The organism is Massilia oculi (genome assembly GCF_003143515.1).
In the GTDB taxonomy this organism is placed as follows: Bacteria; Pseudomonadota; Gammaproteobacteria; order Burkholderiales; family Burkholderiaceae_D; genus Telluria; species Telluria oculi.
This window is the reverse complement of sequence record NZ_CP029343.1, coordinates 3604567-3631082: the sequence shown is the minus strand read 5'-3', so window position 1 is coordinate 3631082 and position 26516 is coordinate 3604567. Positions and strand designations below refer to the sequence as shown.

Annotated in this window: 24 protein-coding genes; 8 read left to right on the top strand and 16 right to left on the bottom strand. The window is 65.9% G+C overall.

Annotated features, from left to right (window positions below; all coding sequences use genetic code 11):
- Positions 1–99 precede the first annotated feature (99 nt).
- Positions 100–576 (bottom strand): DNA-deoxyinosine glycosylase, encoded by a 477-nt coding sequence (locus DIR46_RS16560; RefSeq protein ID WP_109346206.1) that lies wholly within the window; start codon positions 574–576, stop codon positions 100–102.
- A gap of 373 nt (positions 577–949) precedes the next feature.
- Here DIR46_RS16560 and DIR46_RS16550 point away from each other — a divergent pair, with 373 nt between their 5' ends.
- Together DIR46_RS16550 and DIR46_RS16545 are read left to right on the top strand one after the other, a co-directional pair.
- Positions 950–1234, top strand: a complete 285-nt coding sequence (locus DIR46_RS16550) for a YlcI/YnfO family protein (RefSeq protein WP_109346204.1) — start codon at positions 950–952, stop codon at positions 1232–1234.
- On the top strand, positions 1222–1515 hold the full coding sequence (locus tag DIR46_RS16545) for a type II toxin-antitoxin system RelE/ParE family toxin (RefSeq protein ID WP_109346203.1): 294 nt from the start codon (positions 1222–1224) through the stop codon (positions 1513–1515). The genes DIR46_RS16550 and DIR46_RS16545 overlap by 13 nt, the downstream gene beginning before the upstream one ends.
- 65 nt (positions 1516–1580) lie before the next feature.
- Here the strand turns inward: DIR46_RS16545 and DIR46_RS16540 are convergent, their stop codons facing one another.
- The 6 genes from DIR46_RS16540 to DIR46_RS16515 all read right to left on the bottom strand — a co-directional run bounded on the left by DIR46_RS16540 (position 1581) and on the right by DIR46_RS16515 (position 10623).
- Complete coding sequence (locus DIR46_RS16540) at positions 1581–2852, bottom strand: alpha-amylase C-terminal beta-sheet domain-containing protein (protein ID WP_109346202.1); 1272 nt, start codon at positions 2850–2852, stop codon at positions 1581–1583.
- Positions 2853–3136: 284 nt separating this feature from the next.
- Positions 3137–4648 carry an efflux transporter outer membrane subunit gene (locus tag DIR46_RS16535; RefSeq protein ID WP_109346201.1) on the bottom strand — a complete coding sequence of 504 codons (1512 nt, stop codon included), beginning with the start codon at positions 4646–4648 and terminating at the stop codon, positions 3137–3139.
- A gap of 1 nt (position 4649) precedes the next feature.
- Positions 4650–7829, bottom strand: a complete 3180-nt coding sequence (locus tag DIR46_RS16530) for an efflux RND transporter permease subunit (protein WP_109346200.1) — start codon at positions 7827–7829, stop codon at positions 4650–4652.
- A 6-nt stretch (positions 7830–7835) separates the two neighbouring features.
- Positions 7836–9062 carry an efflux RND transporter periplasmic adaptor subunit gene (locus DIR46_RS16525; RefSeq protein WP_109346199.1) on the bottom strand — a complete coding sequence of 409 codons (1227 nt, stop codon included), beginning with the start codon at positions 9060–9062 and terminating at the stop codon, positions 7836–7838.
- A 491-nt stretch (positions 9063–9553) separates the two neighbouring features.
- Entirely contained in the window at positions 9554–10399 is an 846-nt protein-coding gene (locus DIR46_RS16520; protein ID WP_109346198.1) for an alpha/beta hydrolase, read from the bottom strand.
- Positions 10396–10623, bottom strand: a complete 228-nt coding sequence (locus DIR46_RS16515; RefSeq protein WP_109348049.1) for a hypothetical protein — start codon at positions 10621–10623, stop codon at positions 10396–10398. Before DIR46_RS16515 ends, DIR46_RS16520 begins: the two co-directional genes overlap by 4 nt.
- Before the next feature lie 142 nt (positions 10624–10765).
- On the opposite strand from DIR46_RS16515, the gene DIR46_RS16510 reads away from it, so the two are divergent.
- From DIR46_RS16510 to DIR46_RS16495, 4 genes are all read left to right on the top strand, one after another.
- Positions 10766–11743: a LysR family transcriptional regulator gene (locus DIR46_RS16510; RefSeq protein ID WP_109346197.1), complete on the top strand. Its 978-nt coding sequence runs from the start codon at positions 10766–10768 to the stop codon at positions 11741–11743.
- 43 nt (positions 11744–11786) lie between these two features.
- The gene (locus DIR46_RS16505; RefSeq protein WP_109346196.1) at positions 11787–12233 is read left to right on the top strand and encodes an Mpo1 family 2-hydroxy fatty acid dioxygenase; all 447 of its coding nucleotides are present in this window, start codon (positions 11787–11789) and stop codon (positions 12231–12233) included.
- A gap of 99 nt (positions 12234–12332) precedes the next feature.
- Positions 12333–13271, top strand: a complete 939-nt coding sequence (locus tag DIR46_RS16500) for a DMT family transporter (RefSeq protein WP_109346195.1) — start codon at positions 12333–12335, stop codon at positions 13269–13271.
- Positions 13268–13768 carry a GNAT family N-acetyltransferase gene (locus DIR46_RS16495; protein WP_109346194.1) on the top strand — a complete coding sequence of 167 codons (501 nt, stop codon included), beginning with the start codon at positions 13268–13270 and terminating at the stop codon, positions 13766–13768. Before DIR46_RS16500 ends, DIR46_RS16495 begins: the two co-directional genes overlap by 4 nt.
- Before the next feature lie 282 nt (positions 13769–14050).
- On the opposite strand, the gene hutI is transcribed toward DIR46_RS16495, so the two are convergent.
- The 9 genes from hutI to ada all read right to left on the bottom strand — a co-directional run bounded on the left by hutI (position 14051) and on the right by ada (position 24949).
- Entirely contained in the window at positions 14051–15274 is a 1224-nt protein-coding gene (gene hutI, locus DIR46_RS16490; protein ID WP_109346193.1) for an imidazolonepropionase, read from the bottom strand.
- Positions 15267–15872, bottom strand: a complete 606-nt coding sequence (locus DIR46_RS16485) for a HutD/Ves family protein (protein WP_109346192.1) — start codon at positions 15870–15872, stop codon at positions 15267–15269. The genes hutI and DIR46_RS16485 overlap by 8 nt, the downstream gene beginning before the upstream one ends.
- The gene (locus DIR46_RS16480) at positions 15869–17248 is read right to left on the bottom strand and encodes a formimidoylglutamate deiminase (protein ID WP_109346191.1); all 1380 of its coding nucleotides are present in this window, start codon (positions 17246–17248) and stop codon (positions 15869–15871) included. Before DIR46_RS16480 ends, DIR46_RS16485 begins: the two co-directional genes overlap by 4 nt.
- A complete protein-coding gene (gene hutG, locus DIR46_RS16475; RefSeq protein WP_109346190.1) occupies positions 17245–18033 on the bottom strand; it encodes an N-formylglutamate deformylase in 789 nt (262 codons plus the stop codon). The genes DIR46_RS16480 and hutG overlap by 4 nt, the downstream gene beginning before the upstream one ends.
- Before the next feature lie 23 nt (positions 18034–18056).
- On the bottom strand, positions 18057–19601 hold the full coding sequence (gene hutH, locus DIR46_RS16470; RefSeq protein ID WP_109346189.1) for a histidine ammonia-lyase: 1545 nt from the start codon (positions 19599–19601) through the stop codon (positions 18057–18059).
- A gap of 9 nt (positions 19602–19610) precedes the next feature.
- The gene (gene hutU, locus DIR46_RS16465; RefSeq protein WP_109346188.1) at positions 19611–21320 is read right to left on the bottom strand and encodes a urocanate hydratase; all 1710 of its coding nucleotides are present in this window, start codon (positions 21318–21320) and stop codon (positions 19611–19613) included.
- Positions 21321–21412: 92 nt separating this feature from the next.
- Positions 21413–23083, bottom strand: a complete 1671-nt coding sequence (locus tag DIR46_RS16460) for an amidohydrolase (RefSeq protein ID WP_109346187.1) — start codon at positions 23081–23083, stop codon at positions 21413–21415.
- A gap of 82 nt (positions 23084–23165) precedes the next feature.
- Positions 23166–23903, bottom strand: a complete 738-nt coding sequence (locus DIR46_RS16455) for a 2OG-Fe(II) oxygenase (protein WP_370659978.1) — start codon at positions 23901–23903, stop codon at positions 23166–23168.
- Entirely contained in the window at positions 23852–24949 is a 1098-nt protein-coding gene (gene ada, locus DIR46_RS16450) for a bifunctional DNA-binding transcriptional regulator/O6-methylguanine-DNA methyltransferase Ada (protein ID WP_229446282.1), read from the bottom strand. The genes DIR46_RS16455 and ada overlap by 52 nt, the downstream gene beginning before the upstream one ends.
- 157 nt (positions 24950–25106) lie before the next feature.
- Here ada and hutC point away from each other — a divergent pair, with 157 nt between their 5' ends.
- The gene (gene hutC / locus DIR46_RS16445) at positions 25107–25808 is read left to right on the top strand and encodes a histidine utilization transcriptional repressor HutC (RefSeq protein ID WP_109346184.1); all 702 of its coding nucleotides are present in this window, start codon (positions 25107–25109) and stop codon (positions 25806–25808) included.
- Positions 25809–25884: 76 nt separating this feature from the next.
- Entirely contained in the window at positions 25885–26292 is a 408-nt protein-coding gene (locus DIR46_RS16440) for a response regulator (RefSeq protein WP_229446281.1), read from the top strand.
- Positions 26293–26516: the final 224 nt, after the last annotated feature.

The following is a 26516-nucleotide window of genomic DNA, read 5'->3' as shown; positions in this document are numbered from 1 at the left end:
CGGAACGCAGCGTCTCAAGGCGGGCAGTATCCTGCAGTGCGAGTCGCGCCGTCGTCCGGTGCGAGGATAGTCCTCCGAGAACCGCCCCCGCTGCTACCGCTATGAGTCTACGATCTTCTTCCAGACAGCCAGTTTATCTTCGAAAGACATATGAGCGTACGCTGGCGATGATGAGGGCAATACGAGGGTTTCGAACCCTGCCATGCAAAAGCGTTGTTCGGATTTGCCGGAGGTCTTACCGTTGAAGCAGACGCGGAAAAGATGTGGGCTGTGCCGTAGCAAAACGCCAAATTCGTTGGCCTGTGCCTGACGAATGGCAGCGTCCAAGCTTCCTTCACGTTCGCAAGCAGCGATGGTGTCCCACAAGCCGATCCGGTGAGCAAGCAAGCGAGCCAATCGCTCTTCGTAATCCATATCTGCGAGAGGTTCATTCGTCACTGCAGACATAAGCCGCCAGAACTGATTCCTAGGATGGGCATAGTATCGCTTTGCCGAAAGGGACGCCTCACCAGGAAAACTTCCAAGGATAACAATACGTGTTTGCAGATCAAGAACGGGAGGCAAGCCAACTAGCATAGGGACGACTTCGCTTGTAGTAAGTTAGATGGAGCAAAGTGCGAAATGAACACTTCGTCTCCAGATTCTAACTGTGTAAATGAGTTAAAGCCTCACTCCATGTTGGTTCTAGACCCGTTTTACATACACAGTGAACAAACCTCGTCACGCATAAGCGGATGGGCATAGTACTGGCCCGCAGCTAGCGAGGCCGCACCCGGAAAGCTGCCCAAGACAAGGATGCGCACGCTTGCGTCGAGAACCGGCGCCAAGCCGGTGAGAATGGGAACAGTTGCGTTCTGCATGACTGCATTGTAGCGGCCGGCCCGCGCGCCAGCTTGAAACTCCGTCGGAAGGTGCTACCTTAGTAGCACCACTTTAGATAACGCAGACTATGTCGACCACATCACTCAAGCTTCCCGATGAGCTCAAGCTACGCGCAGTCAACGCTGCGCGGGAACTAGGCATCAGTCCCCACGCATTCATGGTGGACGCGATCCGCCAGGCCGCCTATGCTGTCGAGCAACGCGCAGCCTTCGTTACGCAGGCGCGAGAAGCAAGGACGGAAATGCTGGAGCATGGAAATGGGCATGCGGCCGAGGACGTTCGAGCGTATCTGCGCCAGCGTCTCCAGAACGGCCAGATTGAAAGGCCCGCCAAGAAACCATGGCGAGAATAAGCTATTCCAGTCGTGCGCTGGCCGACCTCGAACGTATCAGCGACTTTCTCGCACCGGAGGGCATGGACGCGCAACTCGAAGCACTCGATTTGATTGACGAGGCCGTCACGGTACTCGTTCGGCACCCGCTCATCGGCCGTCTCGCAGAGCATGATTTACGTGAACTCATCATCTCGCAGGCGAAAACCGGATACATCGCTCTCTACAGCTATGAAGTGGAACAGGATGTCATCCTGATTCTCGCCATCCGACACCGGCGGGAAGTTGGCTTCTACGGATAGCGTTCGATCGCATCGAGCACGCAAATCCGACTGCCACAGACGGCAGCCGGTGACGACAAGCGGTCTTATTTGATCCAGACCGCGTAATGATTCCCCGACGTCTGCAGCACCCATCCACTGCCCGCCGGGCTCCAGCTGTTCGGCCCGATCTTCATCGCCAGCTGGCGCGTGTTGCCGTTGATGATCGCCGCATACAGGCCCTGGGTCGCCTGCTGGATCGCCACCGGCGAGGTCGAATGCACGCCCGCCGTACGCCGCGCCGCCATCAGCGCCGAAATCGGCGTCTTCAGGTTCCAGTTATAGATGTGGGGGTAGTACACGGTCGGGATGCCCGGATGGCTCAGCACATAGGCATACCCTTCCATCACCGAACCGCACGGCACCGACCAGTAGTTCTGGCCATTGCCGCAGCTTTCGGACGGACCGGTGTCGTGGTTGTCCACGAAGGTCACCGACATCGCCGGCCACCAGCCCAGCGCCCCTTGCGGCTTGCCGGATGCGTCACGCAGGCGCCAGTAGTTACCGTTCGCGAGCGCATCGTTGAGCAGGCCCTTGGTGGTGAAATCGAAGGCGCCGCAGCTGTTACCCGTGCCGTTAATCCAGTTCATGATTTCCTGGCGGTGGGCGTCGATATCGTTCAGGTTCATATCGTTCCACAGCTCGCCGACGCAGAATTCGGCGCCGAAGGCGTTGGCGTACTGGCCGGCATAACTCGGGCTGAAGCCGCGCACGTAGTCGATCCGCATGCCGCTGAAGCCCACCGGCTTCAGCGTGTGGTTCAACCAGGTGACGATGCCGTTCTGGACTTCGCCCACGTTGCGGTGATCCAGGTCGCGGCCGCCGTCGAAGCCGAGGGCGGTGTCGGGATTGCCCAGGCCGCAGTTGCATTCGTCGTTGTTGACGATCGTGTGCAGTGTCCAGTTGGGATTGGTGAAGTCCGACCAGTTGGTGGTGCCGACACGGTGATTGACCACGATATCCGCCACCGCCTTGATGCCGTTGTTGGTGAAGGCGCGCACGACGTTGGTCAGCTCGGCCGAGCTGCCATAGCTCGAACTGAGCACGTTGAGCTGGCGCGGCAGATAGCCCTGGGACGCGGCGGAATCCGATGGCGGCGGGAACCAGACGTGGGTGAATCCCATCGTTTTCAGGTCCCCCACATTGCCCAGCAGGATGTTGTACCAGTTCGGGCTGCGGTAGCCCGACGAATTCCAGTGGAAGCCCTGCAGCAGGACGGCCTGGCTGTTGCCGGACTGGGCCGGCGGGGTGGCGGCGCCGGCGCCGGCGCAGACGGCCATGGCGCTCGCGGCCAGCATGCCGATGATGCTCTTCTTCATGATTGCGTCTCCTCCGATTTTTTTGCGGTTTGAATGGGTTTTTTCAAACATCAGGATCTTGTCGCGCTCACCGGCAGCGTCCAGCCAGGTAGAAAAACTACCTTTTTCCTCCAAGAATCTACACCACCGATGAGTTCGACGGGATGAGTCTCTGCCGCGACCATCAGCGTGTCAATTGAATATGGGTGAAATATGTAGTTTTGCTACATCACGCAAAAAAAAGCGGCGGTACGCTTTCACGCACCGCCGCAAAGGGCAAACAACTTTGCCAGGGGGTAGTCAGATCAACGCTGTACCAGGGTCGCCGCTTCTGCCTGCGGGGCATCCCAGCCGCCGCCCAGCGACCGGATCAGCGCCACGGTCGTCAGCGCACGGTCGCCGCGCAGCTGCACCGCGGCGCGTTCCACCGTCGCCAGGTTGCGCTGCGCGTCGAGCAGTTCAAGGTAGCTGGAACGGCCCGCGTCATACAGCTTCTGCGCGAGATCGGCCGAACGGCGCGCCGACACCACGGCGGCGTCGATCTGGGCCGACTGGCCGGCCAGGATGCGCAGGCCGGCCAGGTTGTCCTCGACTTCGGCGAACGCCACCAGCACGCTCTGGCGGTAGGTACCCACCGATTCCTCGAGCGCCGCTTCGCTGCGCAGCACGTTGTTGCGGTTGCGGCCACCGTCGATCAGCGGCATCGAGGCCAGCGCCCCCACCACCCACGAGCGGCTGCTCCATTTGAAGACTTCCGAGAACACGCCACCGACGCCGCCGCCGTCGGCGCTGATGGTCAGCGCCGGGAACATGGCGCCGCGCGCCACGCCGATGCGGGCGTTGGACGCTTCCATCGCGCGCTGGGCGGCGACGATGTCGGGACGACGCTCCAGCAGCGACGATGGGAGGCCGGCGGGAATCGCCGGCATCAGGTTCGCGTCGAGCAGCGGGCTCGGGCCGGCCACGTAGTCGGCCGCCGGCTTGCCCAGCAGGACGGCAAGCGCGTGCTCGGTGGTGGCGCGCTGGCGCCGCACGCCGATCGCTTCGGCGCGCGCCGTCGCCAGCTCGGTGCGGGCACGCGACAGGTCGAATTCGCCGATATCGCCCAGGTCGAAGCGGCGCTGGGTCACGCCCACGCTCTCTTCACGCAGGCGCACGGTCTCGTCGACCGTCACGAGTTCGGCGTCCAGCGCGCGCAGCCTGAAATAGGTCTGGGCCACGTCGGCCTGCAGCGCCAGCAGCACCGAGCGGAAGTTCGCCTCGGACGTCGCCGCGTCGCCGCGCGCCGCCGACACGCCGGCCGCCACGCGGCCGAACAGGTCGACCTCGTAGCTGGCCGAGAGGCGCGCGGTGTAGCTGGTGCGCGCTTCGGTATCGCTGCCCTGCGGCAGATTCGACTCCAGCGGCGACAGGCGCGCGCGCTGGGCGCCGATGCCGATGCCCACCTGCGGGATGCGGTCGGCTTCGGCGATGCCGGCGATGGCCCGCGCCTGCTTGACGCGGCTGGCCGCGACCGACAGGTTGGCGTTGTTGGCGGCGGCTTCCTCGATCAGCGCGGTGAGCGCCGGGTCGTTGAAGGCCAGCCACCACTGGCCGCGCGGCTGGGCTTCGGCCGGCTGCGCCGGCTTCCAGCGCGCGCCGTCGACGCCCGCCACTTCCACGTCGGCCGCCTTGGGGGCCTGCGATTCGCGGAAGGCGGCCGGGGTGGCCACGTTGGGCTGGACGAAGTCCGGGGTGGCGCAGGCGGTCAGCAGCAAGGCCGCCAGTAATGGGCTTAACAACGGCGCGACGCCGCGTCGAATGAATGGATTATTCATCTCAATGTACTCCTTCCGTGCTATGCGCCACGGCCGGCGCCTTCGCAGGTTTTTCAAAGCGCTTGGCCAGCATGCGCAGCAGCACGTAGAACAGCGGCGTCAGGAACAGGCCGAAGAAGGTCACGCCCAGCATGCCCCAGAACACGGCGATGCCGATCGCGTGGCGCATCTCGGCGCCGGCGCCGCTCGAGAACACCAGCGGCACCACGCCGGCGATGAAGGCGATCGACGTCATCAGGATCGGACGCAGACGCAGGCGGGAAGCTTCCAGGGCGGCGTCGATCACGCTGCGGCCATGGTCTTCGAGTTCGCGGGCGAATTCAACGATCAGGATCGCGTTCTTCGAGGCCAGGCCCACCAGCACGAACAGGGCGATCTGGGTGAACACATTGTTGTCGCCACCCGACAGCTTGACGCCGGCCAGCGCGCACAGGATCGACATCGGCACGATCAGGATCACCGACAGCGGCAGCGTCCAGCTCTCGTACTGGGCGGCCAGCACCAGGAACACCAGCAGCACGCACAGCGGGAACACATAGATCATGGTGTTGCCCGACAGGATGTCCTGGTAGGTCAGCTCCGTCCATTCATACGACACGCCCTTCGGCAGCGTCTCTTTCGCGATTTTCTCCATGATGGCTTGCGCCTGGCCCGACGACACGCCCGGGGCCGCGCCGCCATTCATCTCGGCCGCGACATAGCCGTTGTAGCGCGTCACGCGGTCCGGACCATAGGTGTCCTTCACGCGCATCACCGACGACAGCGGGATCATCTCGCCGCTGTTGCTGCGCACCTTCAACTGGTCGATCTGCTCGCGGTGCGAACGGAACTCGGCGTCGGCCTGCACGCGCACCTGGTAGGTACGGCCGAACTGGTTGAAGTCGTTCACGTACACCGAACCCAGGTTCACCTGCAGGGTCTGGTTGATCGCGGACAGCGGCACGCCCAGCTGCTTGGCTTTCACGCGGTCGATGTCGGCGAACAGCTGCGGGACGTTGATCTGGAAACCGGAGAACACGCCGGCCAGCTCCGGGGTCTGCCAGGCGCGGCCCTGCAGCGCCTGCACCGCCTTGTTCAACTCGTCGTAGCCGACGTTGCCGCGGTCTTCGATCATCATCTTGAAGCCGCCCGTGGTGCCCAGGCCGTTCACCGGCGGTGGCGACAGCACCAGCACGAAGGCGTCTTCGACGGCGCCCATGCGCTTGTTGATCTCGGCCGCGATGGCGTCCGCGCTCATGTCCTTGCCCTTGCGCTCGCTGAACGGCTTCAGGCTGGTGAACACGATGCCGGCATTCGGCGCATTGGTGAAGCCATTGATCGACAGGCCCGGGAAGGCGATCGACGATTCCACGCCCGGGATGTCCTTGGCGATGGCCGACATCTGGCGGATCACGGCTTCGGTGCGGTCGAGCGAAGCGGCGTCCGGCAGCTGGGCGAAGCCGATCAGGTAGGCTTTATCCTGCTGCGGCACGAAGCCCGGCGGCACTGCCTTGAACATGAACACCGCGGCCACGGCCAGCGCCAGGTAGACGCCGATGGCGGCGGTCTTGCGGCGCAGGACGCCCTTCACGCCACCTTCGTACTTCTCGGACGAACGGGCGAAGAAGCGGTTGAACACGGCGAAGAAGCGTCCGAAAACTGCGTCGATCATGCGCGTCAACCGGTCCTTCGGCGCGCCGTGCGGCTGCAGGATCGCGCTTGACAAGGCCGGCGCCAGGGTCAGCGACACGAAGGCCGAGATCACGGTCGAGATCGCGATGGTCAGGGCGAACTGGCGATAGAACTGGCCGGTCAGGCCCGACACGAAGGCGATCGGCACGAACACCGCGCACAGCACCAGGGCGATCGCAATGATCGGACCACTGACTTCCTTCATCGCCTGGATGGTCGCGTCATGCGGCGTCAGACCATTCGCGATATTGCGCTCGACGTTTTCCACCACCACGATCGCGTCGTCGACCACGATGCCGATCGCCAGCACCAGGCCGAACAGCGACAGCGTGTTGATCGAGAAGCCGAAGGCCAGCATCACGGCGAAGGTGCCCACCACCGAGACCGGCACCGCCAGCAGCGGGATGACCGAGGCGCGCCAGGTCTGCAGGAAGATGATGACGACCAGCGCCACCAGCACCACGGCTTCGAGCAGGGTCTTGATCACCGAGTCGATCGATTCGCGCACGAACTGGGTCGGGTCATACACGATCGAATACTCGACTCCCTGCGGGAAATCCTTCGCCAGCTCATCCATCGTGGCGCGCACGTCGCTTGATAGTTGCAGGTCGTTGGCGCCAGGGGCGGCGAAGATCGGGATCGCCACCGCCGACTTGTTGTTCAGCAGCGAGCGCAATGCATACGAGCTGGAACCGAGTTCCAGGCGCGCCACGTCCTTGAGCAGCGTGGTACCGCCGTCGGCATTGGTCTTGAGGACGATGTCGCCGAATTCCTCGACGCTCTGCAGGCGGCCCACCGTGTTGACGGTCAGCTGGAAGTCGGCGTCCTTGGCCGGACCCTGGCCGATCACGCCGGCCGCGACCTGCACGTTCTGTTCGCGGATCGCCTCGACCACATCGCCCGCGGTCAGGTTGCGCGCGGCCACCTTCTGCGGATCGAGCCAGACCCGCATCGCGTATTCGCCGGAACCGAACAGCTGCACTTCGCCCATGCCATTGATGCGCGCCAGCTGGTCCTTGACGTTCAGCACCGCGTAGTTGCGCAGGTACAGGTCATCGTACTGGCCATTGGGCGAATTCAGGTGCACCACCATCGTGATGTTGGGCGACGATTTCACCGTGGTCACGCCAATCTGGCGCACCTCTTCCGGCAAACGTGGAAGCGCGCGCTGGACCCGGTTCTGCACCGCGGTTTCGGCCTGCTCGACGTTGGTGCCGATCTTGAAGGTGACGGTCAGCGCAAGCGCGCCGTCCGAGGTGTTTTGCGAGGACATGTACAGCATGTCCTCGACGCCGTTGATCTGTTCTTCCAATGGCGTGGCCACGGTTTCGGCGATCACCTTCGGGTTCGCGCCCGGATACTGGGCGCGCACCACCACCGAGGGCGGCACCACTTCCGGGTATTCCGAGATCGGCAGCTGGAAGATCGAAATCAGGCCGCCGACGAAGATGATCACCGACAGTACCGCAGCGAAGATCGGCTTGTCGACAAAAAATCTGGAAAAGTTCATGTTCGATTACTCCTTGACGTCGGCCAGCGCCACTTTGGCGTCCTTGGCCGCCGGGGCTGCGGCCGCGGGGGCCACCATCGGCACGGTTTGGGCGGCGATCGGCGCGCCGGGACGCACGCGCTGCAGGCCGTTGACGACGATCTTCTCGCCCGGCTTCAGGCCCTCGCGCACCACGCGCAGGCCGTCGTTCAGCGGTCCGAGCTTGACGGCGCGGTATTCGGCCTTGCCTTCCTTGTCGACCACGTAGACGAACTTGCGGTCCTGGTCGGTGTTGATGGCGCGGTCGGCGATCAATATCTGCTGGCTCGGGGCGCCGCCGGCGATCTGCACGCGCGCGAACAGGCCTGGGGCCAGCTGGCGGTCGGCATTGGCCAGGGTGGCGCGCATGCGCACGCTGCCGCTGCGGCTGTCGAGCTGGTTGTCGACGAATTCGAGCTTGCCGGCGTGCGGGAAGCCTTCTTCGCCGGCCAGGCCGACCTTCACGTCGACCGGCTGGCCGGCGTGGGTGCGGCGGCTCACGCGCAGATAGGTGTCCTCGTCGCCGTCGAAGCTGGCGTAGATGCGGTCCAGCGACACCACGGAGGTCAGCACCGCGCTGGCGTCGACCAGGTTGCCGAGGGTGATCTCGGCTTTCGAGACGCGGCCGTCGATCGGGGCGGTGACGCGGGTGTAGGCCAGGTTCAGGCGCGCGGCCTCGTGTTCGGCGGCGGCGGCGCGGGCGCTGGCGTCGAGCTCCTTCTGGCCGGCGTCGCGTTCGTCGAACTCGCGCTGGGCGATGGCTTTATCGGCCAGCAGGCGCTCGGCGCGCTGCAGTTCCAGGCGCGCCAGGTCGGCGCGGGCGCGGGCGGCGGCGGCGGCGGCCTGGGTGCGGTCGGACTCGGCCTGGTAAGGACGCGGGTCGATCACGAACAGCACGTCGCCCTTCTTCACTTCGGCGCCCGGCTTGAAATTGACGGCGGTGATGTAGCCCGAGACGCGCGAACGGATCTCGACCACGTCGATCGCTTCCAGACGGCCCGAGAATTCCTGGGTCTCGAGGACGGGTTTTTGCACGACCACGGCGGCGGACACCGGTGGCGCGGGGGGCGCTGCCGGTGCATCGTTGCTGTTGGCGTCCGCACAGCCGGTGACGCCTGCGCCGACCACGCCGGCGAGCGCCAGCGCGGCGACGACCGTCCGCAGCTTGCCCTGCAACAGATCCTTTGTTTTGCCCAGTTCTGGTTGGTTATTCATGATTAACCCTTCTTATTAAACACGATTGAAAAGACAATAAAACCCCGTCCGGCGTCGTCGACTTGTCGTGTCGAACGAAACGCTGGCGAAAAGAAGTCCCTTCCGCGCCGCAGCGCGGAAAAAAATTCAGTATCTGGATGGAGCGCGGCCGGTCAGTTCATGCCGGCGGCGCCGGGCTCAGGCCCGTGGACAGTCGCGCGCTGCCTGCAACCGCCGGCCCCGTGCCTGCTCGTTGTGTTTCATGGCGACCCTCCCCTCGATGCACTCTTACTCACCCCGACAGGATGCGAAAGACGCGGTTACAAAAATGCTGCCAATCTGCCCTGGCACAATATATTGCGCCCGGATGGCTTTCCCGACTCTTACTTACCCACCAATTATGCGAAAGACGCAGTTACAGCGATGCCCCCACCGGTGCGCCTGGCACGGTGTCTTGCGATACGATTGTGTGCCCGGCTCGGCCGGGCGTCAGGTGAACTGGCGCTGACTGGTCAGGCGCCTCCGCGCCCTTCCAGCCGCGCGAGGAAGCTGGAAATTTCAAGCATTGCCTGCACCTTGCAGGCGCACTCGTTGCGCCCGTTCGGATCCTGCAGGTCGGGTGCGGCCATGCGCCGCACGGTGGTGCAGATGCCGGCGTTGATCAACTTGGCGCCGTATTGTTCGGCCTCGTCGCGCAATGGGTCGTCCTCTGCCGACAGGATCAGGGCCGGCGCCAGGTTCTTGAGGCGGCTCGAGTGCAGCGGCGCCGCATACGGATGCGAGCGGTCGGCCGCATGCGGCAGATAGCCGCGGTAGGCGGCCGCACATACGGTAGCCGCTTTTTCGCGATCGGCACAATAGGTCATCTGACGCATCGAACCGGTGGACAGGGCCGGGTCGAGCATCGGCATGACCAGGATCTGTCCGGCCAGGGCCGGGCCGCCGCGGTCGCGCGACATCAGCGCGCACACCGCCGCCAGGTTGGCGCCGGCTTCGATGCCGGACGTTACCAGGAGCTTGCCGCTCCATCCCAGCTTGGTCTTGTTCTTCTTGGCCCACTGCAGCACCGCGTGGGCATCCTCGACCGCGGCAGGGAACGGGCTCACGGTCGCCAGCGTATAGGTGGTGGCCAGCACCAGCGGCAGATGGTCGCACTCCGCCAGGCTGCGCAGGAAGTCGTCGCACTCGTCCAGGTCGCCGCTATCGAAGCCGCCGCCGTGGAAATGCACCACCAGCAAGTCGCGCTTGGCGGCCGGGCCGGCGGCATACAGCCGAGCGGCCAGCGGGCCGGTGGCGCCACCGACCTCGAGCTCACGCACCTTCAGGGCACGCTCGGCCGCTTCGAGCACGGCGCTCATCGGGCGCCCCCCTGTTTCTGGAGCTCGACGATGCGCTCGTCGACGCCGGCGCAATCACCCACGCAGCTCATCTGCATTTCGAGGGACAACGCATGAAAGCCACGCGCCTCGGCGCCGGCGGCGCGTGAGTAGGCATCGGTGCAGAGCAGTGCCGCCAGTGCGACGCCGCTCAGGGCGACTGCTACCGTGGTAAAGATTCCGTTCTGAATGTTCCGATGGCTCATGGCCTGCTCCGTCTTCCTGGTCAATACATTGTTGCGATGCACACATAATAGTCTTCATCTACAATCAGATAAAGATGGCAATACCGAATTAATTGTTCGGATTGCTGAACAATCGCATCAAACTGGATTCGGAGAACAGGATATGAACAAACTCCAGGCCATGGAAGTCTTCGTGCAGGTGGTCGACGCCGGCAGCTTCACGCGCGCTGCCGAGACCCTGCAATTGCCCAAGGCGACGGTTTCGACCCTCGTCCAGGGACTGGAAACCTCGCTGGCTTCCAAGCTCTTGCACCGCACCACGCGCCATGTGTCGGTGACGTCGGACGGCGCCGCCTATTATGAACGCTGCGTACGCATCCTGTCCGACGTGCGCGACGCCGAGGAATCGCTGTCGCGCCACCGCTTCAGTCCCAGCGGACGGCTGCGGGTGGATGCGCCGACCGGGCTGTCAACCGAGATATTGATTCCGGCCTTGCCCGACTTCTTCGAGCGCTATCCGGACATCACGCTCGAGCTCGGCACCACCGACCGCCCCGTCGACCTGGTCGAGGAAGGCGTCGATTGCGCCGTGCGCGGCGGCGAACTGGTCGACACGAACCTGATCGCGCGCCGCGTCGGGGTGATCAATTTCGTCACCTGTGCCTCTCCCGCCTATGTGGAACGCTATGGCATGCCCATGCACCCGCGCGACCTGGAACGGCACCGCTGCGTGAACTATTTCTCGGCAAGGAACGGCAAGATCTCCAACTGGGACTATAACCGCGACGGCGAGCGGATCGAAATGACCTTGCCCGGCGTAATCGCCCTGAATGATTCGAGCGCCTATATCCAGGCCGGCTTGTCGGGGCTGGGCGTGATCAATATGACGGATTACCTGCTCAACGAGCACCTGGCCACAGGCAAGATGGTGCGTCTGTTGCCGGAATGGCGCTGCGATCCGCTGCCGGTGCACGTCGTCTATCCGCACAACCGCCATTTGTCGGCCAAGGTGCGCGTATTCGTCGAATGGATTTCGGAACTGTTCGCGAACCATCCGAACCTGCGCCTGCAGCCGGCCGACACCGCGGCGCCCGTGCCGGCCCTGCCTTCCGGCGCGCGGCAGACGGGACAGGGAGACTAAGTCGGGCGTAGAATCGTCGGCATAACAACCGGAGACCGCCGTCATGGAATTTTCCTCTACGCCGCGCGATATCGACGTCTTGCTGGCCCGCTATGCCGAGAGCCACCGCAATCCCGTCAACGAACTGATCCACTTCGTCTGCATCCCCGCCATCGTGTTCAGCCTGCTGGGCATCCTGTGGGCGATTCACCCGCTCGTGGCCCTGGCCGTCGTGGCCGCCGCGCTGGTCTATTACGCCAGGCTATCGATGCCGTTCGCGCTCGGGATGGCGGCGATGTGCGCCGTGATGCTGGGGCTGCTGAACGCGCTGCCGGACGGCACCGTGCTGGTGACCTCGATCGGGGTCTTCGTGCTGGCCTGGATCGGGCAATTCATCGGCCACCATATCGAGGGCAAGAAACCGTCGTTCTTCGAGGACTTGCGCTTCCTGCTGATCGGGCCATTGTTCGTGCTGAGCTTCCTGTATCGGCGCATGCGGCTCGCCTACTGATCGCCCAGGCGGTGATGTTGCGGTTTTGATACAGCACACCGTCCCACCGTCTAAAAAAAGTGCCTCCAGGAACAAAGCGGGAGGTCTATACTCCCGCGAATGTCTTCTCCCGTCCTTTTCATCATCGCCTCGCTGATCTGGGGCTCGACCTTCTGGGCCATCACCCTACAGCTGGGACACACCGCTCCCGCCGTGTCGGTCGCCTACCGCTTCTTCCTGGCCGCCGCCACCCTGTTCGCCATCTGCCTGGCGCGCCGCGACAGCCTGCGATTGCCCTGGAGCACCCATCGCTGGATGGCGCTGCAGGGCGGCCTGACCTTCGGCATCTCGTATATCTGCACCTATGAATCGGAGCAGCACATCGTGTCCGGCCTGGTGGCGGTGATGTTCGCGCTGATGGTGTTCTGGACGCCGATCTGGAGCCGCATCTTCTTCGGCACCGAGGTCAAGGGCCGCACCTGGGCCTGCGGCGCCGTCGCCACCGTCGGCGTGGCCCTGCTGTTCTGGCACTCGATCGGCGACGCCTGGCAAGCATTGAAAACGGGCGGCGACGGCCACTTCCTGGCCGGCGTGGTGCTGGCCCTTGCCGCCACCCTGGCCAGCTCGGCCGGCAGCATCGTGGTCAACAAAGTCAAGGACCAATCTTCCAACCTGCCGCTGACGATGGCCTGGTCGATGCTGTGGGGCGCGTCGATGGTGGCGGTGTGGTCGCTGGCCAACGGCAATGCCTTCACCCTGCCCGACAGCCCCTCTTACTGGGCGGGCCTGGTCTACCTGTCGATCTTCGGCTCGGTCATCGCCTTTTTCGCCTATTTCACCCTGATCGGCCGCATCGGCGCCAACAAGGCCGTCTACATCGGCGTCGTCACGCCCGTGCTGTCGGTGCTGCTGTCGGTCCAGCTCGAAGACTACCGCCCAGGCCTCCTCGAATTCCTGGGCATGGTGCTGTGCCTGGCGAGCGTCGCCTGGGCCGTGCGCGCGCCTGCCGCCAGGAGCGTGCAATCCGCTAACCTGAACAATGCCATCGAATCGCCATGACTATCCATTTCTCCATCCGCCCCGCCCAGCCGCAAGACGTCGCCCACATCCACGCCATGATCGTGGAGCTGGCCGTATTTGAAAAACTCGAACACATGGTGGTCGCCACCGAAGCGCTGCTGCACGAAGGCCTGTTCGGCGCGCGTCCATCGTGCGAAGCGATCGTCGGCGAAGAAAACGGTGAAGTCGTCACCTTCGCCCTGTTCTTCCACAATTTCTCGACCTTCCTCACCAAGAAGGGCTTGTATCTGGAAGACCTGTACGTGAAGCAGGCACACCGCGGCAAGGGCTACGGCACGCAGATGCTGCAACGCCTGGCGCAGCTGGCGGTAGAACGCGGTTGCGGACGTTTCGAATGGTCTGTGCTGGACTGGAACGAGCCGGCCATCCAGTTTTACAAGGCCATGGGCGCGGATGTCATGCCCGATTGGCGCATTTGCCGCGTCACCGGCGATAGCCTGCTGTCGCTTGCGCAGCACAGCCAAAGCACGCAATAAAGCGACGCACAAAGAAAAACCCACGGGCCTTGGCACCGTGGGCAAACCCATTTTGGCAAATGGGGAGGGGAGATGGGAATCACATGAATGACTATAGTCGGCCATTCTTAATGATCCATTAAGGCTTACATTTGCTTACCGCTGTAACCGCCGCTGTAACCGCTTGTCGCCATTGCGTGTTGGATCCATCATCAATCAGGCAAGAAAGCCGGACTTGAGGGCGATCAAGCACTTATCCACCGTGACTGTGGGTGTTGCGGTAAGGGGACAGGTGTTGCCGGACTAGGCAGGAAGATGAGGCGCGCGCAGGACGCCGCCATTGACCACGGCCTGGCAGGGATTGAAACCGATCGCATACGCCAGGTCGGCGGGACGGGCGATCTTCCACAAGGCCAGGTCGGCGCGCTTGCCGACCGTCAGGGTGCCGATCTCGGCCTGCAGGCCCAGGGCCAGCGCGCCATAGGCGGTCGCGCCCAGCAGGGCTTCCTGCGGCGTCAGGCGCCACAGGGTGCACGCCATATTCATCGCCAGCAGCAGTGAGGTCATCGGCGAGGTGCCGGGATTGCAGTCGGTGGCCACCGCTATCGGCACGCCGGCCTCGCGCAGCGCATCGATCGGCGGCATCACGGTCTCGCGCAAAAAATAATAGGCCCCCGGCAGCAGCACCGCCACGGTGCCCGCGCGCGCCATCGCCGCGATGCCCTGAGGGCTCAGGTGTTCCAGGTGGTCGGCCGACAGGCCCCGGTAGCGCGCCACCAGTTCCGCCCCGCCCTGGTCCGACAACTGCTCGGCGTGCAGCTTGAGCGGCAGGTCGAGCTTGCGCGCGGCGTCGAACACGCGCCCGGTCTGGGCGTGGGTAAACCCGATTCGTTCGCAGAAGGCGTCGACTGCGTCGACCAGGCCTTGCTCCGCCAGCGCCGGCAGCATGCGTTCGCACACTTCGGTCACGTAATCGTCCTGGCGGCCGGCGAATTCCGGCGGCAGCGCGTGGGCGCCGAGGAAGGTGGTCGCCACCCGCACCGGCAGCAGCGCGCCGATGCGGCGCGCGGCGCGCAGCATGCGTTCTTCGGCGCCCTGTTCGAGGCCGTAGCCGGACTTGATCTCGAGCGTGGTCACGCCCTCGGCCAGCAGGGCGCGCACGCGCGGCAGGCTGGCCGCGACCAGCTCGTCGATACTTGCTTCACGGGTCGCGCGCACGGTGGACATGATGCCGCCGCCCTGGCGCGCGATGTCTTCATAGGTGGCGCCGTTCAGGCGCGCTTCCCATTCGTTGCTGCGGTTGCCGGCGTGGACCACGTGGGTATGGCAGTCGACCAGGCCCGGCGTCATCCAGGCGCCGCCGCAATCGTGCACCCGGCTTGCCGGCGGGGCGTCAAGGCGCTTGCCGATCCAGGCGATGCGGCCATCCTTCACCGCCAGCGCGGCGTCCGGCAGTTCGCCGTAGCCGTCCTCCATCGTCGCCAGGTGGACGTTGGTAAACAGCAGATCCACGATGCGTTCAGTCATACATCGCCTCGTCGTCGTCCTCGGAATAGTAGTGGACGTCGACGATGAAGATCGTGGCCTGCCCTGCCTCCAGCGACCATACCGTGCCCTGGTCGAGGATCACGGCGTCGTAGCGCACCAGGCCGATGCGCTCGTCGTCGCTGGCCAGTTGCAGGCTGTCGCCCTCGGCCAGGAACAGGATCGTCACCTCGGCGCGCGCCACGAAGGTGGAGTCGCCGCTCAGGCGGCGCCGCCCGAACTGGTGCCAGCAGCGTTCGCTGCGCGACATGACGTTGAAGTCCAGGGTCGGCCCGCGATTGAGCCGGGCCTGCACTTCCGAGGCGCCGTCGAAGGCGATCACGGGTTCGGCGTCGCTGATCAGGGTCGGCTCGCCGTCGATCTGCAAGGTCAGGCCATGGCCGTCGACCAGCGCCAGGGTGCGGTCCACGCCGGGGAACTGCGAGAACGCGCCGTCCTCGGCGATGGTCGCCAGGCTGACGCGCCAGTCGAAATCGTCGAAGCCGGCCTCCAGTGGGCCGATCGCGATCTCGATCGTGCTGCCGCCGCCGTTCTTCCACGGCACCGGGGACAAGCCTGCAAAGGGAATCAAGACAGTCATTTCGCCACCTCCTGGGACACTGCGCGCAACTCCTTCAGCGCCTGCCGGTAACGCCCGGCGATCGCCTCCTGCGCCATGTGGCGCCCGTTCTCGACCACCCAGCGGCCGCCGCACAGCACGTCGCGCACCAGGTTGTCGTTGCCACAGAATACAACACGTCCGAGCACCTCAGCCTCAACGACGTCATCGAGGTTTGGATGATCCGCGTCCAGCACCAGCAGGTCGGCGCGGCTCCCGGCCTCGAGCCGCCCGACGCGCCGCCCGGCCGCGGCCGCGCCGCCGTGCAGCGCAGCCTGCCACAGGAAGTCGGCCACATCGCGCTGGGCCGGCGTGTGCGCCACGTTGCGTTTCTGGTGCAGCAGGCGCTGCCCGTACTCGAGCCAGCGCAGCTCTTCCACCGGGCTTTGCGACACATGGCTGTCGCTGCCGATGCCGAAGCGCCCGCCCGCCTCGATGAAGGGCGCCAGCGGGAACAGGCCGTCGCCCAGGTTGGCCTCGGTGGTCGGGCACAGGCCGGCCACGGCGCCGCTTCTTGCCAGCGCCGCGACTTCCGTCTCGTTCAGGTGGGTCGCATGCACCAGGCACCAGCGCGCATCGAGCGCGACGTGGTCCATCAGGTACTCGACCGGACGCCGTCCGGCATGCGCCAGGCATTGTTCCACCTCGCCCTGCTGCTCGGCGATGTGGATGTGCAGCGGACGGCCCGGCAGGCCAGCCGCCAATTCGCGGATCTGGTCGATGGTGGCCGCGCGCAGCGAGTGCGGCGCTGCGCCGACTTCCAGTTGTCCACTGCGCAGCGGGCCCAGCGCATCGACGATGCCGAGCACCTCGTCGACGTTCGTCCGAAATCGCGCCTGCGCCGGCGCCAGCGGTTTTTCACCGAAACCGGCATAGCTGTACAGCACCGGCAGCAGGGTCAGGCCCATGCCGGTCGCCTGCCCCGCCACCGCCAGTTGCTGGGCCGTCTCGGCCGGCCGCGCATAGGCGGCGCCGCCGACGTCGCGCTGCAGGTAGTGGAACTCGCACAGCGAGGTATAGCCGTGGCGCAGGCACTCGGCGAACAGCTGGGCCGCGATGGCCTCGATCTGGCTTGGGGTGATGCGGGCCGCGAAGCGGTACATCAGGTCGCGCCAGGTCCAGAAGCTGTCCGGCCCGTCGCCCGCGACTTCGGTCAGGCCGCCCAGCGCGCGCTGGAAGGCGTGCGAATGCAGGTTGACCATGCCTGGCAGGACGTATTGCGCCTGCCGCGTGCCGGAAGAAACCGTGGCGCCGGGCGCCACCCGGGTCAGGTCGCCGTGCGCATCCCATTCGAACAATACGTCGCGCCGCCAGCCCTGCGGCAGCAGCGCATGGCGCGCGAACAGGGCAGTCGTCATGAACGCACCCAGTGCACCGCCGCGCCGACCATGTCGCGCAGCAGCGGTTGCAGCTGGGCCGCGACGTCAGAACGGTATTCGAACGGCGGCGCCTCGTTCATGTACAGGCACTGGCATTTCTCGAGCTGGATCGCGTGCACGCCGCTGGCCGGCTGGCCGTAGTGGCGGGTGATGTGGCCGCCCTTGAAGCGGCCGTTCAGGGCGATCGTGTAGCGCTCCTGCGCGCGCGCCACGCCGAGGATGGCTTCCTCGAGTCCCGGGTCGCACGACTTGCCTTCGGCGGTGCCGAAGTTCAGGTCCGGCAGCTTGCCCTCGAAAAAGCGCGGAACGACGGACGCGATCGAATGCGCTTCCCACAGCACCACGCGGCCATGCTCGGCCTTCAGGCGCTCCAGCTCCGCCCCCAGCTGCTCGTGGTAGGGCCGCCAATAGCGATCCAGGCGCCGCTGCACCTCCGCCGCGTCGGGCTCCATGCCCTCCCTGTAAAGACGCTCGCGCCCGAAGGTGTCGAGCGGGCACAGGCCGGTCGTGTCCAGGCCCGGATACAGATTGGTGTTCTCCGGTGGGCGGTTCAGGTCGATCAGGTAGCGCGACCAGCGCGCCGAGATGGTCGCGATGCCCATCTCTTCCAGGAAGCCGTACAGCTCCGGCAAATGCCAGTCGGTGTCTGCGCGCGCCGCGGCGCAGGGCGCCAGCGTGTCCGCCACCTCGTCGGGTATGTCGGTGCCCGCATGCGGCATCGATACCAGCATGGGAAGCCTGCCTGCCTTGAACCGGAACTCCATCGCGACTCCTCTCCCTTACAGGTTTACGGGTGCAGCACGGTGAACAACGCCTTGCACGACGCCGACAGCGCGCCGTCGACCACCAGCTTGCGCGCGGCCTCGATGTCGGGCGCAAAGAAGCGGTCGGCATCGTAGGGGGCGACCTGCTGGCGCAGCTGGGCATGCACCGACTCCAGCGTCTCGGAGCTCTTCAACGGGCGGTGGAATTCGATTCCCTGGCCGGCCGCCAGCAGCTCGATCCCGACGATGACCGCCGTATTGTGCGCCATATGGTCGAGACGGCGCGCAGCGAAGGTCGCCATGCTGACGTGGTCTTCCTGGTTGGCCGACGTCGGCAGGCTGTCCACGCTGGCCGGATGGGCCAGCGACTTGTTTTCGGAAGCCAGCGCGGCGGCGGTCACGTGGGCGATCATGAAGCCGGAATTCAGCCCCGGCTCGCGCACCAGGAAGGCCGGCAGGCCGGACAGGTTGGCGTCGATCAGCAGCGCGATGCGGCGCTCGGCCAACGCGCCGATCTCGGCGATCGCCAGCGCCAGCGTGTCGGCGGCAAACGCCACCGGCTCGGCGTGGAAGTTGCCGCCAGAAATGATCTCTCCTCCGTCGAAGAGCAGCGGATTGTCGGTCACCGCATTCGCCTCGATCAGCAGGGTGCGGCCGGCATTGGCGATCAGGTCCATCACGGCGCCCATCACCTGCGGCTGGCAGCGCAGGCTGTACGGGTCCTGCACCCGCTCGTCGCCCACCAGGTGCGAGGCGCGGATCGCGCTGCCGGCCACCAGCTCGCGGTAGATCTTCGCCGCCGCGATCTGGCCCGGCTGGCCGCGCACCGCGTGGATGCGCGGATCGAACGGCGCATCGCTGCCGCGCGCCGCATCGACCGACAGCGAGCCGGTGACCATCGCGGCCTCGAGCAGGCGTTCGGCCATGAACAGGCCGTGCAGCGCCAGCGCGGTGGAGACCTGGGTGCCGTTGATCAGGGCCAGGCCTTCTTTCGCCGCCAGCGTCACCGGTTCGATGCCGGCCGCGCGCAGCGCATCGCCCGCCTCCACCAGCACGCCATTGTGGCGCACCTGGCCCACGCCCAGCATCGCCAGCGTCATATGGGCCAACGGCGCCAGGTCGCCCGAGGCGCCCACCGAACCCTGGCAGGGAATGGCCGGCATGATGTTGGCGTTGTACAGGGCGACCAGGGTCTCGACGATCACCGGACGCACGCCCGAATAGCCGCGCGCCAGGCTGCCGATCTTGGTCAGCAGGATCAGGCGCACGATGCTGTCCGGGAGAAGCTCACCGGTGCCGACCGCATGCGACAGGATCAGGTTGCGCTGCAGGGTGGCCAGCTGCTCGATCGGGATGTGGGCCTTGGCCAGGATGCCGAAGCCGGTGTTGATGCCATAGGCCGGGTCGCCCTTGGCGACGATGGCGTCGACGGTGGCGGCGGAGGCCGCGATGTCGTCCCAGGCCCTGGTGGCCAGGTCCAGCCGCTGGTGGCCGGCCCAGACGGCGCGCAGGTCGGCCAGGCGCAATTCGCCGGGTTGCAGGGTGAGGCTGTGGTTCGTGTCGTTCATATCGGTTGCTTACTTGATCATTGGGAGGTTCAGGCCATTGCGCTTGGCGCAGTCGATGGCGCTCTCATAGCCGGCGTCGGCGTGCCGCATCACGCCCGAGGCGCTGTCGTTCACCAGCACCCGCGCCAGGCGCCTGGCCGCGGCCTCGGTGCCGTCGGCCACGATCACCACGCCGGAATGCTGCGAGTAACCCATGCCCACGCCGCCGCCATGGTGCAGCGAGACCCAGGTGGCGCCGCCGGCCGTGTTCAGCAAGGCGTTCAGCAGCGGCCAGTCGGACACCGCATCGGTGCCGTCGCGCATGGCCTCGGTCTCGCGATTCGGGCTGGCCACCGAGCCGGTGTCGAGGTGGTCGCGGCCGATCACCACCGGCGCCTTCAGCTCGCCCGTGCGCACCATCTCGTTGAAGGCCAGGCCGGCCAGGTGGCGCTCGCCCAGGCCCAGCCAGCAGATCCGCGCCGGCAGGCCCTGGAAGGCGATCCGTTCGCGCGCCATGTCGAGCCAGCGATGCACCCGCGCGTCGTGCGGGAACAGTTCCTTGATCTTGGCGTCGGTCTTATAGATGTCTTCCGGGTCGCCCGACAGCGCCACCCAGCGGAACGGGCCGCGGCCCTCGCAGAACTGCGGACGGATATAGGCCGGCACGAAGCCCGGGAAGTCGAAGGCATCCTGCACGCCCTCGTCCTTCGCCACCTGGCGGATATTGTTGCCGTAGTCGACGGCATGGGCGCCGAGCGCCTTGAAGTCGAGGATGGCGCGCACGTGGATGGCGCACGATGCCGCCGCTTCCGCCTTGAGGCGCGCATGCTGCGCAGGGTCCTGCTGCGCCGCCTTCCATTGTTCGACACTCCAGCCGATCGGCAGGTAGCCGTTGATCAGGTCATGGGCCGAGGTCTGGTCGGTGACCAGGTCCGGCACCAGGCCGCCCTCTTTCGCCCGGCGCACCAGCTCCGGCAGCACCTCGGCCGCATTGCCGAGCAGGCCGATCGAGACGGCCTCGCGCGCGTCCTTGTGCCGGCGGATCATGCTGAGCGCCTCGTCGATGTCGCGCGCCTGCTTGTCCAGGTAGCGGGTGCGCAGGCGGAAATCGATGCTGCTCTGCTGGCATTCGACGGTCAGCGAGACGGCGCCGGCGAAGGTCGCGGCCAGCGGCTGGGCGCCGCCCATGCCGCCCAGGCCCGCCGTCAACACCCAGCGGCCGGCCATGTCGCCGCCGAAATGCTGGCGGCCGGCCTCGGCGAAGGTTTCATAGGTGCCCTGCACGATGCCCTGGGTGCCGATATAAATCCAGCTGCCGGCCGTCATCTGGCCGTACATGAACAGGCCCTTGCGATCGAGTTCGTTGAAGTGCTCCCAGTCGGCCCATTTCGGCACCAGGTTCGAGTTCGCCAGCAACACGCGCGGCGCATCCGGGTGGGTCTGGAACACGCCGACCGGCTTGCCGGACTGGATTAGGAGGGTCTGGTCGTCCTCGAGCGCGCGCAGCGAGGCCAGGATCTGGTCATAGCACTCCCAGTTGCGGGCGGCGCGACCGATGCCGCCATAGACCACCAGATGCTGCGGGTTTTCCGCGACCTCGGCGTCGAGGTTGTTCTGGATCATGCGGTAGGCGGCTTCGGTCAGCCAGCTCTTGCAGCTGAGCTGGCTGCCGCGCGGGGCCTGGATCACCCGGGTCGGGTCGAAACGTGGATCGGCGAGATGGCGGGAATCTTGGGACATGGCGGCTCCTTCGGTCGGTGACACGGCGCACGCCAGCGGCGCGCGCCGTAAAGCTGCTCTGGAGTCTAGGTTGTCTATACAACCTCGTCAAATCATTTTTTGAAGACCTGGCGGCCCGCCACCCAGGTCTCCAGCACGCCGGTCTTGTGGATGTCGTAGGTCGGCATGCGGAACAGGTCCTGGTCGATCACGATGAAGTCGGCCTGCTTGCCCGGCTCCAGCGAACCGAGCTCCTTTTCCTGGTGCCCGGCGTAAGCGGCATCCAGCGTGAAGCAGCGGAAGGCTTCCTTGAGCGACATCGCCTGGTTCGGATACCAGCCGGCCACCGGCTGCCCCTGCGCATCCTGGCGCGTGACGGCGGCATGGATGCCGAAGAACGGGTTCGGCGATTCGACCGGAAAATCCGAACCGCAGGCGATGCGCGAGCCCTGGTGCAGGAAGGTGCGCCAGGCGTAGGCGCCCTTGATGCGCTCCGGTCCGATGCGGGTCTCGGCCATGTTCTTGTCCGACGTCGCGTGGGTCGGCTGCATCGACGGAATGATGTCCAGCGTCCTGAAGCGCGGGATGTCGGCCGGGGTCACGACCTGGGCGTGCTCGATACGGTGGCGTTGCGCAGCGCTGCCAGTCGCCTTCAGCTCCTTCTGGTAGATGTCGAGGATCTGCTTGTTGCCCGCGTCGCCGATCGCGTGAACGTTGACCTGGTAGCCCTTGCGCATGGCCTTGGCCATCATGGCGTCCATCTGCGCGGTCTTGTAGAACAGCAGGCCGTGCGAGTGCGACTCGTCGCTGTAGGGCTTGATCAGGGCGGCGCCGCGGCTGCCCAGCGCCCCGTCCGAATACAGTTTCACGGAGCGCAGCGCATACATGCCATTGCCGTAGTCCTTCAGCGGCCCCTTGGCGGCCAGCTGGTCGAAATCCTTGTCGGTGCCGGCGATCATGCCGTACACGCGGGTGGTCAGCTTGCCTTGATCCGCATAGGCGCGGTACAGGCGGTCCTGGCCCACGTCGACGCCGGCGTCGTGCACGCTGGTCAGGCCGACGCGCGCCAGCTCGGCCAGCGCGCGGTCGAGCATCAGGCGTCCTTCGGCCTCGGTCTGCTGCGGCAGCACGCGGGTCAGGAGTTCCTGCGCGGTGTCGACCAGCACGCCGGTCGCCTCGCCATTGGCGTCGCGCACGATCTTGCCGCCGACCGGGTCCGGCGTCGACTTCGTGATGCCGGCCAGCGCCAGCCCGCGGCTATTGGTCCAGCCGGCGTGGCCGTCGACCCGCTCCAGCCATACCGGACGATCGCTCACGACACCGTCGAGCTCCCCAGCGGTCGGGAAGCGGCCCAGCTTCCAGTTCTCCTGGTTCCAGCCGCGGCCGCGGATCCATGCGTGATCCGCATTGGCGCGCGCGTAGTCGCCGATCGACTTCAGGGCGCCGTCGAGCGAGGTGCTGTGGAACAGGTCGAGCTGGGTCAGTTGCTGGCCCAGGCCGAACACGTGGCCGTGGGCGTCGATCAGGCCCGGCAGCAGGGTGCGCCCGCCCATGTCGACGCGCTTCGCGTTCGGCGCTTTCGCGGCGACGTCGGCGCCGCTGCCGACGGCGATGATGCGGCCCTTGTCGTCGAAGGCGATGGCCGTGAACTGGACCAGCTCACCCTTCCCGTTCAGGGTATAGCCGTTGGCGTTGTCGACCAGGGTGTCGGCATGTGCCGACAGGCTGCCGAGGGCAGCCAGGACGAATAATGAACACTGCAGGGATAACTGGCGCGCGCGCATGCTTTTTTCTCTCTCCGATATGGGTTTTCCGCGCTTCGTGGGCACGGTTCGACAGAGTGTACTGCATGAGGGCGGCAGCCCTTCAGGTGGCGTCGTGGAAGATGATCCCCAGGGTATGGCGCAGGCCGCGCCGCACCCGGCTGACGCCATGCCGCATCGCCACCCGGTAGACGCCGCGCGTGCCCTGCACCGGCCGCTGGTTGACGGCGAACACGACGGCGTCGCCCTGCTGGAGGCTCACGACTTCGGCGCGCGACTGCATGCGCGGCCGCTGCTCGGTGAGTACGAACTCGCCGCCATCGAACTCCTCGCCGGACCGCGACAGCAACACCGCCACCTGCAGCGGAAACACCTGTTCGCCATACAGGTCCTGGTGCAGGCAGTTGTAGTCGCCGGCGCGGTAGCGCAGCAGTAGTGGCGTCGGACGCAGCTGGCCGGTCGCATGACACTGCGCGAGGAAGTCGGCGTGAGCGGGCGGGAAGCGCGGTTCCAGCCCGAGCGCAGCCTGCCAGCGGTTGGCGATGCCCGCCAGCGGCGGATACAGGCTGGCGCGCAGCGCGGCCAGCGGCTCCGGCAGCGGATACCCGAAATACTGGTACTCGCCGCGGCCGAAGCCGTGGCGCTCCATCACCACCCGGCTACGAAAGCGCTGCGGCTCGTCGTAGGCGGCAATGAAGCGTGCGCAGTGACGCGCGTCGAGCAGCCCCGGAATCACGGCGCAGCCGGCGTCGTCGAGCTGGATGCCGACGTCATCCCAATCGATGACGGTCACTGCTGTGTCTCGCGCTCGAGCAGCGCGCGCTTGCGCTCGATCCCCCAGCGATAGCCGGACAGCGCGCCGCCGGTACGCACCACGCGGTGGCAGGGAATCGCCACCGCCGCCGGATTGGCGGCGCAGGCGCCGGCCACGGCGCGCGCGCCACCGGGCAGGCCGACCCGTTCGGCCAGTTCGGCATAGGTCACGGTCTGGCCCGAGGGAATCGCGCGCAGGGCTTGCCACACGCGCTGCTGGAAGGCGGTGCCGCGCACGTCGAGCGGCAAGTCGAGGCCGATGCGCGGCTCCTCGACCAGGCCGATCACCAGCGCCACGGTGCGCTCGAAGCCTTCTTCGGCGCCGCGCAGCTCGGCCTTGGGAAAGCGCGCCTGCAGGTCTTCCACCAGCGGTTCCGGTTGGTCGCCGATCAGGATCGCGCAGATGCCGCGCCCGGTGGCGGCGACCAGGATGGCGCCCAGCGAGCATTCGGCCACGGCGAAGCGGATCGTCTCGCCCCGCCCGCCGGCGCGGTAGTTCGACGGCTGCATGCCCAGCACCTCGTTCGACGCCGCATAGAAGCGCCCGCTGGAGCCATAGCCGGCGCCGTACAGGGCGTCGGTGACCGATGCGCCTCCCTCCAGTTCCTGGCGCACCCGGGCGCCGCGCCTGGCCGCCGCGTAGGCCTTGGGCGTGATCCCGGTCCGGGCCTTGAACACGCGGTGGAAGTGGAAGCGGCTCATGCCGGCGGCCTGGGCCAGGGTATCCAGGTCAGGTTCATCCTCCGATTCCTCGATCAGGCGGCAGGCGCGCGCCACCGCCTCGGCCTGGCGCTCGGCCAGCGGCGGCAGGTGCGGCGCGCAGCGCAGGCAGGGCCGGAAGCCCGCCGCCTCGGCCGCCTGGCTGCTGGCATGAAAGGCGACGTTGGCGCGCTTCGCGCCGCGCGACGGGCACGAGGGCCGGCAGTAGACGCCGGTGGTGCGCACCGAATAATAAAAACTGCCGTCGGCGCCGGCATCGCGCCGCTGTACCGCGTCCCAGCGCATGGCGTCGATCCGGTCGCTATCTGTCGCTGCTTCTGTCGCTGCTTCCGTCACTGTATCTGTCACCGTCATGATGGCCTCCTCCTTCAGCAATAGCGACATCCTGAAGCTCCCGCCGCCAGGCCGCACTCCGGGTCTTGCTTTCGAATCCCGGTGCTAGAATCGGGCGTGGCCGCAAAGGCCAGGCATTCGGAGATTGAGTTTGGAAGCACAGACCGCGCAAGAGAGCATGCAGGAAAAGTCGCCCATTTTCCAGCAGATCAAGGATTACCTGGTTGCCGAAATCGCTTCCGGCCGCTGGAAAGAGGGCGAGCTGGTGCCATCGGAGCAGGCGCTGGTGCGCCAGTTCGGCGTCTCGCGCATGACCGTCAACCGCGCCGTGCGCGAGCTCACCGCCGAGCAGGTGCTGGTGCGACGCCAGGGCTCGGGTACCTACGTCGCCCCCCAGAAATACCAGGGCACCCTGGTCGAGATCCGCAACATCGCCGACGAGATCCGCGCGCGCGGCAAGCTGCACGCCAGCCGCGTGCTGGCGCTGGAAGAAAAAAGCGCCGACGACACGCTGGCCGCCGAGTTCGACCTGGAGCCGGGCGCCACCCTGTTCCATTCGCTGATCGTCCACTTCGAGAACGAGGCGCCGGTCCAGCTCGAGGACCGCTGGGTCAACCCGGCCTGCGCCCCGGCCTACCTGGAGCAGGATTTTTCGCGCATCACCCCCAACGAGCACCTGATGGCGAGCGCGCCGCTGCAGGGGGCCACCTATGCGATCGAGGCCCAGCCGGCGCCTACGGCCGAGGCGCGCCTGCTGGCGGTCGAGGCCGGCGCCCCCTGCCTGGTGCTGCACCGGCGCACCACCTCGGCCGGACGGGTGGCCTCGGTGGCCACCATGTGGCATCCGGGGCACCTGGCGCGCTTCACCGGCAGCGTTTGATAAAAAATACCGATTCGGACAACCCGTCTTGCCGGTTTTTCGCGATAATGGCCGTCGATCTACCCATTTCAGATACATGACGCACATGCCTCCCGACGCCGCCGATTCGCCTCTCGCGCAACTGCGCGTGCTGGTGCTCGACGACGACCATCTGCTGCTGGAGGTCATGCGCGAGATGCTGGCAGCCTGCGGGCCGTGCGAGATCGTCCTCGAAGTCGATGCACCCCAGGCCCTGGCCCGGCTCGATGAAGCCATGCCCGACGTCCTGATCTGCGACCTGGTGCTGCCCGAAATGGACGGCATCGAGTTCCTGCAGGCCGCGGCCAGCCTTGGCTATGCCGGCAAGGTGATCCTGCTGTCGGCGCTCGAGGACGAGGTGCGCGAGGCCGCCGCCGACCTCGCGCGCGCCCTCGGCCTGCAAGTGGTAGGCTCCTTCCGCAAGCCGCTCACCCCGGAGCAATTGCGCCATGCGCTGGGATGTTGAGATTTTGTACAAAGCCTCGAACACTTTTTAAAAAAATGGGGTATTATTCGCCTCATTCCCCGCCTGACACCCTCTAGCCGTTCTTCCAATATTGAAATTCGCACACAGTGCCTCCACCATTGTGTAGCAGCAATATTTGGCAAGGCAGTACCCACGGTAGCCGGTCGAGACGTTCCGCATGACTTGTCTCAAGGCGTTAATAACGATTCTTACCTCACATTGAG

Excerpts from the sequence above, each read along its gene's own strand:
- DIR46_RS16535 (WP_109346201.1), bottom strand. The coding sequence starts at position 4,648 with ATGAATAATCCATTCATTCGACGCGGCGTCGCGCCGTTGTTAAGCCCA.
- hutH (WP_109346189.1), bottom strand. The coding sequence starts at position 19,601 with ATGAACGACACGAACCACAGCCTCACCCTGCAACCCGGCGAATTGCGC.
- DIR46_RS16545 (WP_109346203.1), top strand. The coding sequence starts at position 1,222 with ATGGCGAGAATAAGCTATTCCAGTCGTGCGCTGGCCGACCTCGAACGT.
- DIR46_RS16485 (WP_109346192.1), bottom strand. The coding sequence starts at position 15,872 with ATGACTGTCTTGATTCCCTTTGCAGGCTTGTCCCCGGTGCCGTGGAAG.
- DIR46_RS16530 (WP_109346200.1), bottom strand. The coding sequence starts at position 7,829 with ATGAACTTTTCCAGATTTTTTGTCGACAAGCCGATCTTCGCTGCGGTA.
- DIR46_RS16460 (WP_109346187.1), bottom strand. The coding sequence starts at position 23,083 with ATGCGCGCGCGCCAGTTATCCCTGCAGTGTTCATTATTCGTCCTGGCT.
- DIR46_RS16500 (WP_109346195.1), top strand. The coding sequence starts at position 12,333 with ATGTCTTCTCCCGTCCTTTTCATCATCGCCTCGCTGATCTGGGGCTCG.
- DIR46_RS16525 (WP_109346199.1), bottom strand. The coding sequence starts at position 9,062 with ATGAATAACCAACCAGAACTGGGCAAAACAAAGGATCTGTTGCAGGGC.
- DIR46_RS16480 (WP_109346191.1), bottom strand. The coding sequence starts at position 17,248 with ATGACGACTGCCCTGTTCGCGCGCCATGCGCTGCTGCCGCAGGGCTGG.
- DIR46_RS16495 (WP_109346194.1), top strand. The coding sequence starts at position 13,268 with ATGACTATCCATTTCTCCATCCGCCCCGCCCAGCCGCAAGACGTCGCC.
- DIR46_RS16520 (WP_109346198.1), bottom strand. The coding sequence starts at position 10,399 with ATGAGCGCCGTGCTCGAAGCGGCCGAGCGTGCCCTGAAGGTGCGTGAG.
- DIR46_RS16440 (WP_229446281.1), top strand. The coding sequence starts at position 25,885 with ATGACGCACATGCCTCCCGACGCCGCCGATTCGCCTCTCGCGCAACTG.
- DIR46_RS16560 (WP_109346206.1), bottom strand. The coding sequence starts at position 576 with ATGCTAGTTGGCTTGCCTCCCGTTCTTGATCTGCAAACACGTATTGTT.
- DIR46_RS16505 (WP_109346196.1), top strand. The coding sequence starts at position 11,787 with ATGGAATTTTCCTCTACGCCGCGCGATATCGACGTCTTGCTGGCCCGC.
- hutU (WP_109346188.1), bottom strand. The coding sequence starts at position 21,320 with ATGTCCCAAGATTCCCGCCATCTCGCCGATCCACGTTTCGACCCGACC.
- hutI (WP_109346193.1), bottom strand. The coding sequence starts at position 15,274 with ATGACTGAACGCATCGTGGATCTGCTGTTTACCAACGTCCACCTGGCG.
- DIR46_RS16540 (WP_109346202.1), bottom strand. The coding sequence starts at position 2,852 with ATGAAGAAGAGCATCATCGGCATGCTGGCCGCGAGCGCCATGGCCGTC.
- DIR46_RS16550 (WP_109346204.1), top strand. The coding sequence starts at position 950 with ATGTCGACCACATCACTCAAGCTTCCCGATGAGCTCAAGCTACGCGCA.
- DIR46_RS16515 (WP_109348049.1), bottom strand. The coding sequence starts at position 10,623 with ATGAGCCATCGGAACATTCAGAACGGAATCTTTACCACGGTAGCAGTC.
- hutG (WP_109346190.1), bottom strand. The coding sequence starts at position 18,033 with ATGGAGTTCCGGTTCAAGGCAGGCAGGCTTCCCATGCTGGTATCGATG.
- DIR46_RS16510 (WP_109346197.1), top strand. The coding sequence starts at position 10,766 with ATGAACAAACTCCAGGCCATGGAAGTCTTCGTGCAGGTGGTCGACGCC.
- hutC (WP_109346184.1), top strand. The coding sequence starts at position 25,107 with ATGCAGGAAAAGTCGCCCATTTTCCAGCAGATCAAGGATTACCTGGTT.
- ada (WP_229446282.1), bottom strand. The coding sequence starts at position 24,949 with ATGACGGTGACAGATACAGTGACGGAAGCAGCGACAGAAGCAGCGACA.